Origin of the sequence: Sphaerisporangium rufum, from assembly GCF_016863395.1 — a bacterium.
GTDB classification, from domain to species: Bacteria; Actinomycetota; Actinomycetes; order Streptosporangiales; family Streptosporangiaceae; genus Sphaerisporangium; species Sphaerisporangium rufum.
In genome coordinates this window covers 1-15,897 of sequence record NZ_BOOU01000013.1, presented here as the reverse complement: position 1 = coordinate 15,897, position 15,897 = coordinate 1, and the positions used below count along the sequence as shown (strand labels likewise).

Here is a 15,897-nt window from a genome sequence, read left to right as displayed (position 1 = left end):
GAGCCGGTGAAAGAGGACCGCAAGTGACGCAACGCACGAGTTCCCCCGCCGATCTGACCTGGTTGCTGGACGACCTGGTGGAACGGGTGCGGGAGGTCGAGCACGGCATCGTCCTGTCCACCGACGGGCTCCTGCTGGCCGCCTCCCGCGGCCTCGGCCGGACCGACGCCGAGCACCTGTCCGCGGTGGCGGCGGGCGTGCAGAGCCTCGCCCAGAGCGCCGGTGAGCGGTTCGAGGGCGGCGCGGTCCGGCAGACCATCATCGCGATGAAGTCGGCGTACCTGGTGGTCACCGTGGCCGGCCAGGGAGCCTGCCTGGCCGTCCTGTGCGCGCACGACTCCGACGTCGGCCTGGTCGGCTACGAGATGACCATGCTCGTCGCGCGGGTCGGGCAGTACCTCACCTCCCCGGCCCGCGGCGAGCACCCCGAGACCAGGAACGAGGGCGTGTTATGACGAACCTCTCCGGTGACCCCACGGGCGAGCAGTGGATCGACGACGAGGCCGGGCGCATCGTCCGCCCGTACGTCATGACCCGCGGGCGCACCCAGCCGAGCCGCGGGAAGATCGATCTCATCACCCTGGTGGTGTCCACCGGCCCGGCCGCGGCGGCCGAGCCCGGCCTCGGTCCCGAGCACCACGTCATCGTCAAGATCTGCGAGCGCCCGCTGTCGGTCGCCGAGATCTCCGCCCACCTCGACCTGCCCGCGGGGACGGTGCGCGTCCTGCTCGGCGACCTGGTCGACCGCGGGCTCGTCGCCCTGCAGGAGCCGGTCCAGGAGACCGGCGTGCTGGACCTGGAAACCTACAAGGCGGTGCTCAATGGACTCCGGACGCTCTGACCGCGACGCCGGGCGGGTGAAGCTGCCCACCGCGATCAAGATCCTCATCGCCGGCGGTTTCGGGGCCGGGAAGACCACCATGGTGGGCTCGGTCTCCGAGACCCGCCCGCTGCGCACCGAGGAGACGCTGACCGACCGCGGCGTCGGCGTGGACGACCTGTCGGGGGTGGAGGCCAAGCGGACCACCACCGTCGCGATGGACTTCGGCCGCATCTCCATCGGCGCCGACCACGTGCTCTACCTCTTCGGCACCCCGGGGCAGCAGCGCTTCTGGTTCGTCTGGGACGAGCTGGCCCTGGGCGCGATGGGCGCGGTGGTGATCGCCGACACCCGGCGGCTGGCCGACTGCTTCCCCTCGGTCGACTACTTCGAGCGGCGCGGCACGCCCTTCATCGTCGCGGTGAACTGCTTCGACGACGCCAAGAGGTACGAGGTGGCGGAGATCCGGATGGCCCTGGACCTGCCACCGGACGTCCCGGTGGTGCTGTGCGACGCCCGGGTGAAGGAGTCGAGCAAGACCGTCCTGGTCACGCTGGTGGAGCACGCCATGGCCGCCCGGCTGCGCACCCGCCCCGAACAGCCCGTCACCCGGTGATCTCCGCCAGCCAACCGGCCGGCTCTTTGGCTCACCGGGCCTCGAGCTCGTCCAGCCACGCGCCGTCCCGTTCGAGAACTCCGGCGACGAAGGACGCCGCGGCGGCCCGTTCGGCGTCGAGATCGCAGACGATCAGAGTCGTGACGTAGTCCTGAACCGTCTGCCGGCGTTCGGCGGCACGGATCTTCATCCGCTCCAGCACCGTCTCCGGGACCCGGATGTTCAACTGTCTCACGCTCCCAAGCTAGCTCTGGCTAGCATCTCCTTCCGGCATCATAAAGTAATGGAGTCATCACGAAGAGCCATCCGCGCGACGGGATTCCGATCGGCGCTCAAGTGGGACTCCACCGTCTTTGCCGAGAATTGATGAACGAACCCGACTGAATGACCCAGAGATGGACAGACTATGGTCTTCGGGGTTATAGACGGCAAGACATCGAGGACGACGATGAGCGGCAGTACGGACGGGCAGCACGCCGTCCGCTGGAACGTCCCGCAGGATCCCACGGTGCTCGGGGACCTCCGGGACATGATGCGCCGCACGCTGGCGGACTGGGGCCTGCGCGATCCGGCCGACGTGGCCGATGACATCGTGCTGGCCGCCACCGAAGTGCTCGGCAACGCGGTCCTGTACGGTCTCGGCCCGATCACCTTCACCCTGCGGGTGACCGGGGAGACGCTGTGCGCGGAGGTCACCGACCACGGCGCGGGGCGGCCGGTGTACGGAGGCACCGGCGCGGACGACGAGCACGGCCGCGGCCTGGTGATCGTGGAAGTGCTCTCCGACGAGTGGGGGGTCTCCCCCGGTCCGGGCGGCACCGCCAAGACCGTCTGGTTCCGCAAGCGCTGCCCGGCCGCGGCCGGCTGGACGCTGCCGGTCCGCTGACGCGCGCGCCCCGGAAAGGCCGTGACCCGCGGGCCGGGCGGGGAAGGGGCCGACCCATGGACGAACTGATTCTGCTGCGGCACGGCGCGACCGAGTGGAGCGTCTCGCGCCGGCACACCGGCCGTACCGACGTCCCGCTCACCGAGCGGGGCGAGGAGCAGGCGCGCGCCCTCGCCGCCGTGGTCGCCAGGGCCGACCCGTCGCTGGTGCTGGTGAGCCCGGCCCGCCGGGCGCGGCGCACCGCCGAGCTGGCCGGGCTGGCGGACTACGAGCTGGACCCCGACCTGTGGGAGTGGGACTACGGCGGCTACGAGGGGATCAGCACCTCCGACATCCGCGAGCAGCGCCCCGGCTGGTACCTGTGGCGGGACGGCGTGGTGCCCGGGGACGCCGCCCATCCGGGCGAGACCGCCGCGCAGGTCGGCGCGCGGGCCGACCGGGTGATCGGCCGGGCGCTGGAGGCGGCCGGGACGGTGGCGCTGGTGGCGCACGGCCATCTGTTGCGGGTGCTGACCGCCCGCTGGCTGGGACTGGCGCCGCAGGACGGGCGGCTGTTCGGGCTGGACACCGGCACGGTCTCGGTGCTGGGTTTCGAGCACGACGAGCGGGTGGTGCACCGCTGGAACGCGCCGGCCGGCGGATTCGGGCCTCCTTCCGGCCACTGATCCGGCGCCGCGGCCGGTGTGACCCGGCCGACGGCACGGCGCGTGAGCGGCCGGCCGGCGCGGTCAGCCGGCGACGGCGGCGGGGGGCTGCGGCTGGGGGCCACGGCCGGTCAGCCATTCCAGCACCTTGCGGTGCCCGTGGCGGGCGTCCTCGAAGTGGTGCCAGCGCCAGTAGCGCGGCTGGTCCCGGACCCCGGTCACCCACGTGCGATAGGAGACCGGCCCGGCACCGTCATCCTCCGTGGAGGCCGCGGACGCGACCCCGTAGGTGCGGATCACGACGCGGCCCCCCGGCGCGAACAGCACGTCGTCGGCGACGGGATACAGAGTCATCCGGTCCAGCATCACGGCCCCCACACGAACTTCACACGAAGCGGACGGAACCAGTGTGCCGGATGGACGAATGCCGCCTGTTACGCGCTCGGCTTCCCCCGGTTAACCGGCGGCGGGGTATGTTAACCGGACGTTAAGCGACGAGGTTGTCGAACTCGCCGTCCTTGACGCCCAGTACCAGTGCCTTGATCTCGTCACGGGTGTAGATGAGGGCCGGGCCGTCCGGGAAACGGGAGTTGCGGACGGCGACGCCTCCGTCGGGCAGCTTGGCGAGCTCGACGCAGTTGCCCTGCGAGTTGCTGTGCGCACTCTTGCGCCAGGCGACGCCGGTAAGGCTCGTGGCGGGCATTCCGTTATAGGGCTCGTTCATCTAGATCTCTCTGAGTATTTCGCCGAGTATCTCGGCGGTGCCCCCGGGCGTTGTGCTCTCGATGCACAGTTGTTCCATGGCGGTGAGGTACGGATCGATGTCCTCACGCTTGTCCAGGTAAAGGGCACCCCACAGCTGCTCGACATAGACCACGTCCGAAAGATCGGACTCCGGAAAACGCAGGATGGTGAACGCTCCACCCTCGGCGGCGTGCATGCCGAACTGGAACGGCATCACCTGCAGCGTGATGGCGGGCAGTCGGGATACCGCCATCAGATGCTCCAGCTGCTCGAACATGATCTCCTTGCCCCCGATGGGCCGCCGCAGCGCGGCCTCGTCGATGACCGCCCAGAGCCTGGGGCCGTCGTTCCGGGTGAGGCGCTCCTGCCGCTGCAGGCGAAGATGCACGCGGCGCTCGATCTCCTCATCCGGGACGTCCGGGAAGCCCAGCCTGATCACGGTCCGGGCGTACGCGGCGGTCTGGAGCAGGCCGGGGACGAACTGCACCTCATAGGTGCGGATCACCGAGGCCGCCTCTTCCAGCCCCACGTACGTGGAGAACCAGTTGGGAAGCAGGTCACTGTACTTGTGCCACCACCCAGGGGTGTTCGCCTCGCGGACCATGTCGAGCAGCGCGCGCCGTTCTTCGTCGTCATTGACGCCGTACAGCGTGAGCAGATCCTCGACGTCCCGCGTCTTGAACCCCACCCGCCCGAGCTCCATCCGGCTGATCTTGGACTCCGAGGCGCGGATGTGGAACCCCGCGACCTCGCGGGTGAGTCCGCGTTCCTCCCGCAATCTGCGCAGGCTGGCGCCCAACATGATGCGCCGGACGGTCGAGCCGGAACCGGGCGGGTCGATGGACACGTGCTTTCCTCCGGTTGTGGACTGGTTCACAGTCTGTCAAAGATCGCGCGGTTGGTCCCCCTTCGTTACCTCCGGGCTAACCGTAGCGCTTGCACGAGGTGTCTGCACGTGCATTCGCCCTTGCACCTGCACATGAGTTGACGCATGATGATCTGGTGCACTCCACGGACCTGACACGTGGGCGAGACCAGTGGTCGGCCTTCGATTGGTGGCCCCCGCTCGGCTGGTGGCCCCACCCCGCGCGCGACCTGGCCCCCCTCGACGCCGGCACTTCCAGTGCCACCTTCGTCTTACCTCCACACCCCGAATCAGTACATTCGGCCAGAAGCTACGCTTCCGGCAGCCTGCACGGCTGGGGAATGGCGGATCTGGCCGAGGATATGGAGCTGGTCGTCTCCGAGCTCGCCACCAACGCCCTGCGGCACGGCCTGACGCCCGAGCCCGGCGGCGCGCGGTGCGCGGGGCGCGAGCCCATCCGGATGTCGATGATCCGCCGCGGCACCCTGGTCACCTGCGTCTTCGCCGACCCCGGATCGGCCGCCCCCGTGCTGCGGGACCCCACGCCGCTGGAACCCGGCGGCATGGGCCTGCACATCGTCGCGTCCATGAGCCTGCGCTGGGGGTGGAACCCGCTGCTGCCCTGCGGGAAGGTCGTCTGGGCGGTACTGAAGAGCTGATCCGCCCGCCGTCGCCCCGACAGCCGGAGTCCGCGATGTCCGCGATGTTCGCCACAAGGTCCGCCACGAGGTTCGCCACAAGGTCCGCCACGAGGTTCGCTACAAGGTCCGCCACGAGGCCGCTCGCCGGGTTGCCCGCGATGTTCGCCAAGTGCACGATGTTCCCGCCGACCCGCTGCCATACTCGAATCGACCACCCGCCAACCGAACACCTCGGTCGCGCATCTCCGGGGACCTGATCGCCGACGGCGCCGAACCCGTCCCCGGCCCTCCTGCCGGCGCACCGAGGGGTCCGCGCGTCACATATGCCCGGCCGCCTGACCGGCCGGACGACCGGCTGCGGTCCGGCGCCCGAACGTCCCGGCGACCGGCGGCCCCGGCACCACCCGTGCCGCCGCCACCGACCGGTGATCGCGAGGGCATGGATTCGCCGCCATTCCGCAACGTCGCCCCCGCCGGACGGCCCCGCTGCACTACGGTGGCCTCCTGGTACTCCCGCGAGACCTTCGAGAGAGCCGTGATGGACGATCACCTGCTCGACTGGTTGACGACCCTCGACGAAGACCGCCTCGCCCGCGTGCTGGCCACCCGGCCGGACGCCATCGCGGCGCCCTGGCCGCGCCGCCTCGACACGCTCGCCCGGCGCCTCGGCGACGACTTCGCCGTCATGGAGGTCATGCGCGGCCTCCCGCTGCCCTCGCTGGAGATCCTGCAGGCCCGGCTGGTCCTCGGCGACCGCGCCACCGCCGACGGGCTGGCCCGCTTCCTCGGCGTCACCCCGGCCGGGCTGCTGCCCTGGCTGGACGGGCTGCAGGACCACGCGCTGGCCTGGCCGGGGCGGGACGGTCACCTGCGGGTGGCCGGCGCGGTCAGCCGCTGGTGGACCGCGCCCTGCGGGCTGGGCGAGCCGCTCGGCGCCTACCTGGACTCCTGGACCATGAACACCGAAGGGCTGCGCCGGATGTGCCGCACGCTGGGGCTGGCGGCGCACGGCGGCCGCCGGCAGCTGGCCGGCCGGCTCGCCGGGCTGCTCGGCGACGCCGACCGCCTGGCCGCGCTGCTCGCCGACGCGCCCGAGGGCACCGTCAGCCTGCTCGACGAGTTCGCCTGGGACGGGCCGGTGCGCGGCGTGGACGGCAACCGCTTCCTGGCCGCCGGCACGCCCGAGCGATGGGCGGCCGACCGCGGCCTGCTCTACCGCACCCAGTGGGACATCGCCGAGATGCCGCGCGAGGTGGCCCTGGCGCTGCGCGGCCCGGACTACCACCCGGCCTTCACCCCCGAGCCGCCCCGGCTGGGCGCGGTGCCGGTCGACGACGAGGCGACCGGCCACGCGCTGCGCCTGGCCGCCCCGCGGGTCCTGGACCGGGCGGCCGCGCTGCTGGAGAACCTGGACAAGACGCCGCTGCCGCTGCTCAAGGGGGGCGGTGTCGGCGTGCGCGAGGTGCGGCGGATCGTCCGGGAGACGGCCTGCACCGAGGAGGAGACCCGGCTGCTGCTGGAGATCTGCGCCGTCGCCAGGCTGCTCGCCTTCGACGAGGCGGCCAAGGGCCTCATCCCCACCAAGCGATTCGACGTCTGGCGGCTGGAGGACGCCCCGTCCCGGCTGCGCGTGCTGCTGGCAGCGTGGTGGCGGATGGAGCGGTCCTCGCTGCGCCGCGCCGCCGGCCGCTACCCGACCGTGCTCGGGGACGATCCGGCCGGCGAGACGGTGGCCCGGGTGCGCCGCGCCGTGCTGGCCACCCTGGCCACCCTGCCGGCCGGCACCGCGGTGGCCAGCACCCCCGAGCTGCTGCAGGCGGTGCGCTGGCGGTCGCCGCTGCTGGACGGCGGTCTGGTCGCCGACTGCGGCCCGGCCGTGCTGGCCGAGGCCCGGCTGCTCGCGCTGGTCAGCGGCGACGCGCTGACCGACCTCGGCCGGGCGCTGGCCGGCGTCGGCGCGCCGGCCGGTGACGAGCAGGACGAGAGCGTGCCGGAGGTCGAGCGCGATCCCGGCCTGGTCGAGGCGTCGGCGCGGGCGCTGGCCGGCGCGCGGCGGACCGCGCTGTTCGGCGCGGACCTCACCGCCGTGGTCACCGGGCCGCCGGCCGCCGAGCTGTCCGGCCTGCTGGACCGGGCCGCCGACCGGGAGTCGGAGGGCACCGCCTCGGTGTGGCGGTTCACCCCCGCCTCGGTGCGCCGCGCGCTGGACGCCGGCCACACCGCCGACGGGCTGCTGGACGAGCTGCGGGCCGCCGGCGGCGTCCCGCAGGCCCTCGCCTACCTGGTGCGCGACGTGGCACGGCGGCACGGCGAGGTCACCGTCAGCACGGTGGGCTGCATCGTGCAGGGCTCCGACCCGGTGCTGCTCGCCGAGATCGCCGCGCACCGCAGGCTGTCCCGGCTGGGGCTGCGGCTGCTCGCCCCCACCGTGCTGGCCGCCACCGCCCCGGCCGACCGCACGCTGGCCGCGCTGCGCGACGCCGGCTACGCGCCGCTGCCGGTGGACGACACCGGCGCGATCGCGGTCCGCCGCGAGCCGTCCGGCGGCCGGCTGATCGTGCTGCCCGGCGGGCGGGTCGCCGAGCTGGAGGAGCCGCCGCCGGTGTTCGAGACGGCCCCCGACCCCCGCGAGCACGCCCGCCGGCTGGTGCGCACCCGGGGCGAGGAACCGCAGCCCGGCCAGACATGGGCGGTGATCGGGCGGCTGGCCACCCGGCTGCCCACCGCCCAGCAGTCCCTGCTCGGCTTCGTCGTCGACCGCGGGGTCCGCGCCCTGATCACCCTGGCCGATGGCCTGACCGCCACGGTCAGCCACGGCGAGCTGCGCCGCGGCGTGCTGGACGCCTGGTGCGAGGAGGCCGGCGACTACCTGGAGTTCCCGCTCGCCGAGATCGCCTCGGTCACCAGCGGCTGACCCCGCTCACGGGGTGAGCGTGAGGGTGTCGCGGGCGTCGGCGCGGACCGCGCGCTCGGTCTGCCGCATCGGCACGGTGCCGCCGGTGGCCCACCGGTCCGCCTGATCGTGGTAGGCGGGGTGGAAGGGGTGGCCGGAGGCGCCGGTCAGGTTGATCCAGCGGGAGCGGTCGAGGTCGGCCAGGTCCACCACCATGCGCATGGACGGGATCCAGTCGACCGCGTACCCCTCGGTGGCGGTCCAGCCGGTGGCGTCGACCGCGTCCTTGCCGCCGGAAAGGCGCAGCGGCCCGCGGTTGAACAGCCACTCGATCGGGCCGATGCCCGAGGTGCCGAAGGTCTCGTGGGTGAGCTCCAGGGTGTGCAGGTCGCCCCAGCGCCACTCCCGCGGCGAGTCGCCCAGCCGGTCGCGCAGCTCGGCGGCGGCGCCGGCGGCCGCCGCGGCCAGCACCTGGTCGCGGGTCTCCCGTACGCCCGCGGTGCGCACATCGTCCCACCAGGGGTCGTCCGGCCGGTCCAGCAGGGCGCGGACCACCTCGAACCACCGGTCGCCGCCGCCGGGGCGGGCGCCCTCGGGCAGCTCGTCGTGGAAGGTGCGCTGGAGCAGGTGCCGCCAGGTGGCGTTGAAGAAGGCGGCCGGCGCCGAGTCCCGGTCCTGGGCGAAGTCCCAGCCGGAGAGCAGCCGGGTCTCCGGCGTGCGGGCGGCGGCCCGCAGCAGGTGCGGGACCAGCACGGGCGCCAGGCCGCTGGCCGAATCCTGCTGGATCTCGCCCATGGTGCCGGCCGACACCTTCCCGGCGGCGATGGCGCCGTTGAGCCGGTCGGCGATCCGTCGCGCGCGGTAGCCGTAGGACCAGTCGCCGGTGAGGAACCGATCGTAGGAGGGTCCGATCGCCGCGTTGTTGGCGGTGACGATGAACCCCTCCGGCGGGTTGTAGGACATGGGCAGCTCGGCGAACGGGATGAATCCCGTCCACTCCTCCTCGCCGGTCCAGCCCCGGGCCGGCCAGGCGCCGTCGCCGCCCGCCCGGACCGGGATCCGGCCGGGCGCCTGGTAGCCGATGTTGCCGGCCACGTCCGCGTAGATCATGTTCTGCGCCGGGGCCTCGAAGGCGGCCGCCGCCCGGCGGAACTGCTCGAAGTCCTGGGCCGTGGCCAGCATCAGCAGGGAGTTGGCGGTGCGCCCGGGGTCCAGCGCGGTCCAGCGCAGCGCGATCTCCAGGTCCTGGCCGCCGGCCCGGACGCGGCCCGGCGCCGGCGTGGGGCCGGCGGCGGGCGCCGGGGTCTGCCCGGCGTGCCCGGCGGCACCGGGCAGCGCGCTTGCCGCGTCGCCGAGCACCCCGGAGATGATCGGGCCGTGCCCGGTCGACCGGACGACCAGCCGCTCGGCGGGCCGCCCGGCGATCTTGATCTCCTCGGTGCGGGTGACGAGCGGCACCCGGCGCCCCTGGTACTCGTAGGTGTCGCCGGAGGTCCGCTCCAGGTAGAGATCGGTGACGTCCGGACCGAGGTTGGTGAACCCCCAGGCGATCCGGGCGTTGTGGCCGATCACCACGCCGGGCAGCCCGGAGAAGGTGAACCCGACCACGTCGTAGGGGCAGGCCGCCGACCTGGTCCGGCAGTGCAGCCCGGCCTGGTACCAGATGGACGGGATGCGCGGCCCGAGATGCGGATCGTTGGCCAGCAGCGGCCGGCCGGTGGCCGTGTGCGCGCCGCCGACGACCCAGGAGTTGGAGCCGATCCCGGCCCGGTCGCCGCCGGTGCCGAGCGGCGAGGGCGCCGCGCGCAGCGTGCGGGCCGCGGCGGCCAGCGCCCGCGCGGCGGCGGGGTCCGGCGCCGCCGCCTCGGCCCGGGCCGGCCCGGCGGCGGGGCGGTCGGCCCCGGCCGCCGGGCCGGGCCGGGCCGCGGTCGCGGCGGTCGCCGCCGCGGACGTGGCGGTGGGCCTCGTGGTAGGGGTCAGGGCGGGCGTGGCGGTAGGCGTCGCGGCGGGGGTCGCTGCGGGCGTCGCGGTGGGCTTGGTGCCGGGCGGGGCGGTGGGGCGGAAGGCGCCGTCGCGCACCGCGCCGCCGGTGACGATCGCCGGGTGCCGGTCGTAGGGATAGGGCGGGAACAGCTGCTCGACCCGGTCGGCGGGCAGCACGGCGGCGGAGATGGCCCGTTCCAGCTCGCTGTCCATGTTGGACCGCAGGTCCCAGGCCATCGCCTTCAGCCAGGCCAGCGAGTCGGCCGGGGTCCACGGCTCGGGCTCGTAGCCGCCGGCGGTCAGCGCGAGCACCGCGTACTCCAGGCCGCGCCCGGCGAAGCCGTCGTTGGCCGCCAGCCAGGCGTTCACTCCGGCGGCGTAGTCGGTGAACGCCTGCCGGGTCGGCGCGTCGAGCAGCGCGACCTCCCGCTCGGCGGTGCGCCGCCAGCCGAGGGTGCGCACCACCTTGTCCACCTCCAGCGTGGCCGGGCCGAACAGTTCCGACAGCCGGCCCGCGGTGGTCTTGCGGCGGAAGTCCATCTCCCAGAACCGGTCCTGGGCGTGCACGTAGCCCTGGGCCATGAACAGGTCGTGCGGATCGTCCGCGTAGATCTGCGGGATTCCGTACCGGTCGCGCAGCACGGTCACCGGCGCGCGCAGTCCGGGCAGCGCCAGCTCTCCGTCCGTCTGCGGGAACGACCGCCGCACCGTCCAGGTCACCAGGCCGGCGAGCAGCAGGGCCAGGACGAGCAGGACGGTGAGCACCCGGGCCGCCCACCGGAGGGGCGCGGGAAACCGGGCGTAAGGAGCAATCCTCAAGATTCACGGACCTTTCATGACACGCAGCCGCATCACAGTAGTCCGTGGGCTCCGCCGCCCGGTCACCGGGCGGCCACCGTTCGGCCACGGGTCCGACCGGCCGGCGAGGTGCCGGCCGGCGGCTCAGCCCTCCGGGCGGGCGGCCAGATGCCGCTCCAGCGCGTCCAGCCCGCCGGCCCACATCCGGCGGTAGGGCTCCAGCCAGGCGTGCACCTCGGCCAGCGGCTCCAGGCGCAGCTCGTACACCCGGCGCTGCGCGTCCGCCCGGGTGCGGACCAGGCCGGCCTCGCGCAGCACCCGCAGGTGCTTGGAGGTGCCGGGCTGGGTGAGCCCCAGCTCCGCGACCAGCTCGCCGACGGTACGGGGCCGCTCGCGCAGCAGGTCCAGGATGCGGCGGCGGTGCGGCTCGGCGAGTACAGCGAAGACCGCCGCCCCGGCGGGCGGCCCGGTCGGGACGCCGGCGGACATACCGCGATGATAACCCGTCGGGCATATAGCCTGCCAGCGCTGAGATCAGTCGCGCTTACGGCCGACCGCGCCCGCCATCCACACCTGCTCGGGGTGCCGCACCGCCCAGGGGCTGTCCGGCCGCCACTGGCGGACCCACACCAGGCCGGGCTCGATCAGCTCCCAGCCGTCGAAGAACCGCAGCACCTGCTCCCGGGTCCGCCGGGCGCTCTCGGTGTGCTTGAAGGTCCGCTTGTAGATCTCCAGGATCGGGGCGAAGACCTCCGGGCGCACGTCGAACAGCGCGTGCACGAGCACCAGGTGGCTGCCGGCCGGCAGCATGTCACGCAGCTCGGCGATCCGCTTGACCGGCTCGTCCTCCTCGGGGATGAAGTTCAGGGCGCCGGGCACCAGGACGGCGACCGGCCGGGCCGGGTCGAGCACCCGGCGCAGCTCGTGGTCGGCCATCAGCTCGGCGGGGTGCAGCACGTCGCCCTCCACCACCGCGGTGCCCGGATGCCCGGCCAGCAGCGCCCTGGCGTGCGACAGCACCACCGCGTCCCGGGCGGCGTAGACCAGCCGGGCGTCCGGGTCGGCCGCCCGGACCTCGTCGTAGCTGTCGTGCCGGCTCGGCAGCCCGACACCCAGCACCAGGAACTGTCGCATCCCCTCGGCCAGCAGGTAGCGCAGCACGCGGCCCTGGAAGGCGTGCGTCTCGGCCGCCATCGCCCGCACCTCGGGGGCGATGGCCAGCACGGCCTCGGCGGCCTCCCGGTCGGCGGCGAAGTTGTCCTTGCCGCCCAGCAGGTAGTCGTGCATGCGCGCGGCGTTCGGAACGCTGGTGTCCAGCCCGCGTCGAGGTCGGCGGGGTTCCTCGCTCACGCTCGACCTCCTCACCGTCCGGGCGGCGGCGGGGCGGCTCGTGGCGGCGACCCCGGGAAACCAAATTCCACCGCACGTCCCAACATATACGTATCGACGGTTTCGGTCGCCCCGGCGGGCCGCTGGATATCGCTGTTCCGTCCTAGATTTCCCGACATAACGTCATTAAGGACCACATAATTCTAGGAAATTGGCCGCTCGTCAACGGTGACGGCGGTGAACCTGGTCTGGAACCCGCCACCCCGGGGCGCGGCGCACATGACCCCGGCGAGCGCCTCGGCACCGGGCGGGAAGTAGGCCAGCCGGACCATCTCCCGCGGCTCGGCGCCGTCCAGGCCGTACCGGACGGTCACCGCGCCGCCGGTCCGGTCCAGCTCCAGCGTCACCGCGCCGGGCGGGCCGGGCAGCGGCAGCACCGACCAGTCGGAGAAGTCGCGCGTCACCACCGTGCTGAGGGCGTGGCCGCCGTCCACGTACTCCACACCCGCCTTGATCCAGTGGTGCGCGTCCACCCGCAACACCGCGCCCGCCTGGTCGTACTGCTCGGCGTAGTCCGCCTCGAACGTCACCCGCACGCGCGCGTCGCCGGTTACCGGCCGCCCGTACATGTGCGCGGTGTCGAAGGAGTAGCCGTAGTGCGTCACCTGCCACAGGTCGGTGCCCGGGCCGGCGGTCACCCGCAGCACCCCGCCCGCCGAACGGTCCGCCGACCAGTCCGCCGGCTCGTTGACCCACCGCCACCCGCCGAAGTCGTCGATCATGGCGGCACCCTAACCGGCCGGGTGATGAGAGCGCTCTCACCCGCGGGGCGGCGAAGAGGTCTCCACCCCGTCCCCGGGCCGAATAAGCTTCGAACGTGGCAGACCCCAAGTTCGAGATCCAGATGCTGCACGACCGAGTCATGGTCAAGGTCGAGCCGGACCGGGAGGAGCGCCGCAGCTCGGCCGGCATCGTGATCCCGGCCACCGTGTCGATGGCCAACCGGCTCGTCTGGGGACAGGTGTGCGGCACCGGGGCGAGCACCCGGCTGGTCAAGGTCGGGGACAAGGTGCTGTTCAACCCCGAGGACCAGTACGAGGTGGAGGTGCACGGCCAGGTGTACCTGGTCATGCGCGAACGTGATCTGCACGCGGTGGCCACACCGATGCAGTCCGAGCAGGGCACCGGGCTCTACCTCTGAGGTTCCGGCTCCGGCGTTCCCGCGCCGCGGGCCGGGCTTACCGGGGGTTCGGCCGGCCCTGGCGGACCGCCGGTCAGGACGTCCGGGCCAGGAACTGGCGGGCCTCGGTGACCAGGTCGACGCCCATCGTCAGCCGGAGCATGAGATAGACCAGCGCCGCGGCGCAGGCCAGCGTCACCGCGCCCACCAGGATGCGCACCGCCCAGTTCTGCCGTTTGAGCCACTCGGTCCACGCGGCCAGCGTCCGCTTGGCGAACTCCAGCAGGCGGTGCGCCCAGGTGAACTCGACGGCCAGCACCGCCAGGCCGGCGAAGACGATCAGCCATCCCGGGCCGGGCAGCGGGACCAGCACCAGCCCGCCGATCACCAGCGCCGCGCCCAGCACGCCGACCACGATCTTCAAGGTGAGCCGGCCGGTCCGACTGGCGCGCACGCCGTCCAGCCAGCTCCCGCCCGCCCGGCGGCCCTCGGGCCCGCCGGCGCTCTCGGTACCGGGCATCACGTCGCCCCTGCCGTCGCCCGCCGCGTCGTTGATGGGGCCACCCCGCCCGCTTCCGGTCACGGCCACCGATGCACCCCCATTGCTCGCCGCCGACCCTGTCCACAATAGTGCGGATCGCCACGAATGCCGGGACCCCGGATCGGTGCGGCGTCCGGTCCCGGCCACCTGCCCGCTTGGGTCTTCTCAGCGAGGGTGCGCTCAGGTTATCAATGGCCGTGGAAGACCTGTGAGCCCAGCACTCACTCCATCCCATGGATCCGGCCGCCGGCCCCGCCGGCGTCGCGATTACGTATCACTCCCGACCTGACCTGGATGGAGCACGAAATGCGACGATTACTCGCTGTGCTGGGCCGGCTGCTCATCGCGGCCGCGCTGCTCGCCACCGGCCTGGCCGCCACGGCCGGCCCGGCCGGTGCCGCCGTGCCGGACAACTGGGGCTTCGCCCTGGTCGACACCACCTCCGGCGTACCGGATCCGAACCACCAGGCCGGCAGCTGGCCGGCGCCGGACGTGGTGACGGTCTTTCCGGGCGGCCCCGGGCAGACCTATGTGAAGTTCCCGAAGATCGCCTCGAAGAGAGGCGTCGCGCACGTCACCGCGATCTCCCAGACCGGCCAGTGGTGCCAGGTGCAGAAGTGGGGCCCCTCCGGCAGTGACGAGATCGTGGTCGTGCAGTGCTACCTGTACGGCGGCACCCCGGCCTGGAGCCGCTTCACCGTGGTGTTCGAGGAGAGCAGCGGCGCGCTGCCGGCGCCGGAGGCGTTCGCCACCATCGCCTGGGACGGCGGTTCCATCATCTCCGAGTACAACTCGTCGCTCGGCGTGAACACGGTCACCCCGACGTCCACCGGCGTATGGACGGTCTGGCTGCCCGGCGTCGGCTCCAGCGGCCAGGCGGGCGACATCCAGGTCACCGCGGTGGACAGCTCGGCCCCGGCCCGGTGCAAGGTATCGGCCTGGTCGCCGTCGCTGGGCGGGCAGAAGATCCAGGTGCGGTGCCACGACGCGACCAGCATCCCCTACAAGACCGGCTGGAACCTCACCTACCACCGGGAGCGGGCGGTCACCGGGGCGGCGATCCCGCCGAAGTACTTCGGCTATGTCTTCGACAACATGCCGGCCAACCCCGGGCCGTACACGCCGGTGCCGGCCGGGGTCAGCTACAACTCGGTGGGCTCGTTCAACGAGATCCGCAGCGCCGCGGTCGGGCAGCGCCTGGTGACCTTCCACAAGATCGGCGTGCTGCCCGACCACGTCCAGGTCACCGCGTTCGGCCCGGGACCGGAGTACTGCAACCTGGTGACCACCTGGGCCACCTACGGGATGGAGGTCATCGTGCGCAACGTCGTCTGCTACAACGGCGTCACCCGGGTGGACCAGGCCTCGATGGTCACCTACACCTCCGCCTACTGATCTCGCCTACTGATCCCGCCGCCGAGCGGCCGCCGGCCGCGTGCCCGAAGTGGGCGCGTGGCCGGCGGGGACGGGCCCGGTGCGGTGGTACCGGGCCCGTGCCGGTCCGGCGGGCCGGGGCGGCGGCCCGCCGGACCGGAGTGCTGATCAGCTCGCCGTGCAGGTCACCCCGGTCGGCAGCCCGTTGGTCCCGGTCCAGGTGGCCTGGAAGCCGAGCAGCGCCGAGGCCCCCGGCTGCAGGGTGCCGTTGTAGCCCGCGTTCTTCACCGTGACGTCACCGCCGCTCTGGGTGTAGGTGCCGTTCCACATGGTGGTGATCTTCTGGCCGTTCGGGAAGGTCCACTTCACCGTCCAGCCGGCGGTCGCCTTGGTACCGGTGTTCTGCACCGTCACCTCACCCTGGAAGTTGCCCTGCCAGGAGTTGGTCACCTTGTAGGCGGCGCTGCACCCGCCACCGGTGCCGCCGGAGGTGGTGGTGAAGGTCACCGCGCCGGAGGGCGGCGAGCTGTTGCCGGCCGCGTCCCGGGCGATCACGTAGAACTGGTACTGCGTGCTCGGCGCC

Annotated in this window: 19 protein-coding genes; 9 read left to right on the top strand and 10 right to left on the bottom strand. The window is 73.0% G+C overall.

What is annotated here, in order from left to right:
• The first annotated feature begins 23 nt into the window (after positions 1 to 23).
• Genes Sru01_RS04400 through Sru01_RS04390 form a run of 3 tightly spaced genes read left to right on the top strand, consistent with a single transcriptional unit; the run spans position 24 to position 1,436 of the window.
• Positions 24 to 455 carry a roadblock/LC7 domain-containing protein gene (locus Sru01_RS04400; protein ID WP_203982545.1) on the top strand — a complete coding sequence of 144 codons (432 nt, stop codon included), beginning with the start codon at positions 24 to 26 and terminating at the stop codon, positions 453 to 455.
• Positions 452 to 841 carry a DUF742 domain-containing protein gene (locus Sru01_RS04395; RefSeq protein WP_203982544.1) on the top strand — a complete coding sequence of 130 codons (390 nt, stop codon included), beginning with the start codon at positions 452 to 454 and terminating at the stop codon, positions 839 to 841. The genes Sru01_RS04400 and Sru01_RS04395 overlap by 4 nt, the downstream gene beginning before the upstream one ends.
• Positions 822 to 1,436: a GTP-binding protein gene (locus Sru01_RS04390; RefSeq protein ID WP_203982543.1), complete on the top strand. Its 615-nt coding sequence runs from the start codon at positions 822 to 824 to the stop codon at positions 1,434 to 1,436. Before Sru01_RS04395 ends, Sru01_RS04390 begins: the two co-directional genes overlap by 20 nt.
• A gap of 31 nt (positions 1,437 to 1,467) precedes the next feature.
• Here the strand turns inward: Sru01_RS04390 and Sru01_RS04385 are convergent, their stop codons facing one another.
• Positions 1,468 to 1,671, bottom strand: coding sequence for a hypothetical protein (locus Sru01_RS04385; RefSeq protein ID WP_203982542.1), 204 nt, complete (start codon positions 1,669 to 1,671; stop codon positions 1,468 to 1,470).
• 213 nt (positions 1,672 to 1,884) lie between these two features.
• Here Sru01_RS04385 and Sru01_RS04380 point away from each other — a divergent pair, with 213 nt between their 5' ends.
• Together Sru01_RS04380 and Sru01_RS04375 are read left to right on the top strand one after the other, a co-directional pair.
• Positions 1,885 to 2,322: an ATP-binding protein gene (locus Sru01_RS04380; RefSeq protein WP_203982541.1), complete on the top strand. Its 438-nt coding sequence runs from the start codon at positions 1,885 to 1,887 to the stop codon at positions 2,320 to 2,322.
• Between the two features lie 56 nt (positions 2,323 to 2,378).
• Positions 2,379 to 2,987, top strand: coding sequence for a histidine phosphatase family protein (locus Sru01_RS04375; protein ID WP_203982540.1), 609 nt, complete (start codon positions 2,379 to 2,381; stop codon positions 2,985 to 2,987).
• A 63-nt stretch (positions 2,988 to 3,050) separates the two neighbouring features.
• Here the strand turns inward: Sru01_RS04375 and Sru01_RS04370 are convergent, their stop codons facing one another.
• The 3 genes from Sru01_RS04370 to Sru01_RS04360 all read right to left on the bottom strand — a co-directional run bounded on the left by Sru01_RS04370 (position 3,051) and on the right by Sru01_RS04360 (position 4,557).
• The gene (locus Sru01_RS04370) at positions 3,051 to 3,320 is read right to left on the bottom strand and encodes a hypothetical protein (protein ID WP_239136895.1); all 270 of its coding nucleotides are present in this window, start codon (positions 3,318 to 3,320) and stop codon (positions 3,051 to 3,053) included.
• Between the two features lie 133 nt (positions 3,321 to 3,453).
• Complete coding sequence (locus Sru01_RS04365) at positions 3,454 to 3,690, bottom strand: DUF397 domain-containing protein (protein ID WP_203982539.1); 237 nt, start codon at positions 3,688 to 3,690, stop codon at positions 3,454 to 3,456.
• Positions 3,691 to 4,557 (bottom strand): Sco1979 family transcriptional regulator, encoded by an 867-nt coding sequence (locus tag Sru01_RS04360; protein WP_507763311.1) that lies wholly within the window; start codon positions 4,555 to 4,557, stop codon positions 3,691 to 3,693. It lies immediately after the preceding gene.
• 98 nt (positions 4,558 to 4,655) lie between these two features.
• Here Sru01_RS04360 and Sru01_RS04355 point away from each other — a divergent pair, with 98 nt between their 5' ends.
• The gene (locus Sru01_RS04355) at positions 4,656 to 5,234 is read left to right on the top strand and encodes an ATP-binding protein (protein ID WP_307811962.1); all 579 of its coding nucleotides are present in this window, start codon (positions 4,656 to 4,658) and stop codon (positions 5,232 to 5,234) included.
• Positions 5,235 to 5,754: 520 nt separating this feature from the next.
• On the top strand, positions 5,755 to 8,130 hold the full coding sequence (locus Sru01_RS04350) for a helicase-associated domain-containing protein (protein ID WP_203982538.1): 2,376 nt from the start codon (positions 5,755 to 5,757) through the stop codon (positions 8,128 to 8,130).
• A gap of 6 nt (positions 8,131 to 8,136) precedes the next feature.
• Here the strand turns inward: Sru01_RS04350 and Sru01_RS04345 are convergent, their stop codons facing one another.
• The 4 genes from Sru01_RS04345 to Sru01_RS04330 form a co-directional block, all read right to left on the bottom strand.
• Positions 8,137 to 10,911 (bottom strand): penicillin acylase family protein, encoded by a 2,775-nt coding sequence (locus Sru01_RS04345; protein WP_203982537.1) that lies wholly within the window; start codon positions 10,909 to 10,911, stop codon positions 8,137 to 8,139.
• Positions 10,912 to 11,034: 123 nt separating this feature from the next.
• Complete coding sequence (locus Sru01_RS04340; protein ID WP_203982536.1) at positions 11,035 to 11,379, bottom strand: ArsR/SmtB family transcription factor; 345 nt, start codon at positions 11,377 to 11,379, stop codon at positions 11,035 to 11,037.
• 45 nt (positions 11,380 to 11,424) lie between these two features.
• Entirely contained in the window at positions 11,425 to 12,240 is an 816-nt protein-coding gene (locus Sru01_RS04335; RefSeq protein ID WP_203982535.1) for an SAM-dependent methyltransferase, read from the bottom strand.
• Between the two features lie 182 nt (positions 12,241 to 12,422).
• On the bottom strand, positions 12,423 to 13,001 hold the full coding sequence (locus Sru01_RS04330; protein WP_203982534.1) for a DUF1349 domain-containing protein: 579 nt from the start codon (positions 12,999 to 13,001) through the stop codon (positions 12,423 to 12,425).
• Between the two features lie 95 nt (positions 13,002 to 13,096).
• On the opposite strand from Sru01_RS04330, the gene Sru01_RS04325 reads away from it, so the two are divergent.
• A complete protein-coding gene (locus Sru01_RS04325; RefSeq protein WP_203982533.1) occupies positions 13,097 to 13,420 on the top strand; it encodes a GroES family chaperonin in 324 nt (107 codons plus the stop codon).
• A gap of 73 nt (positions 13,421 to 13,493) precedes the next feature.
• Here the strand turns inward: Sru01_RS04325 and Sru01_RS04320 are convergent, their stop codons facing one another.
• A complete protein-coding gene (locus Sru01_RS04320) occupies positions 13,494 to 13,988 on the bottom strand; it encodes a TIGR02611 family protein (protein WP_239136892.1) in 495 nt (164 codons plus the stop codon).
• A 258-nt stretch (positions 13,989 to 14,246) separates the two neighbouring features.
• Between Sru01_RS04320 and Sru01_RS04315 the strand changes: the two genes are divergently transcribed.
• Complete coding sequence (locus Sru01_RS04315; protein WP_203982532.1) at positions 14,247 to 15,335, top strand: hypothetical protein; 1,089 nt, start codon at positions 14,247 to 14,249, stop codon at positions 15,333 to 15,335.
• Between the two features lie 147 nt (positions 15,336 to 15,482).
• Here Sru01_RS04315 and Sru01_RS04310 read toward each other — a convergent pair.
• The coding region (locus Sru01_RS04310) for a cellulose binding domain-containing protein (RefSeq protein ID WP_203982531.1) at positions 15,483 to 15,897 on the bottom strand (415 nt) is incomplete at its 5' end.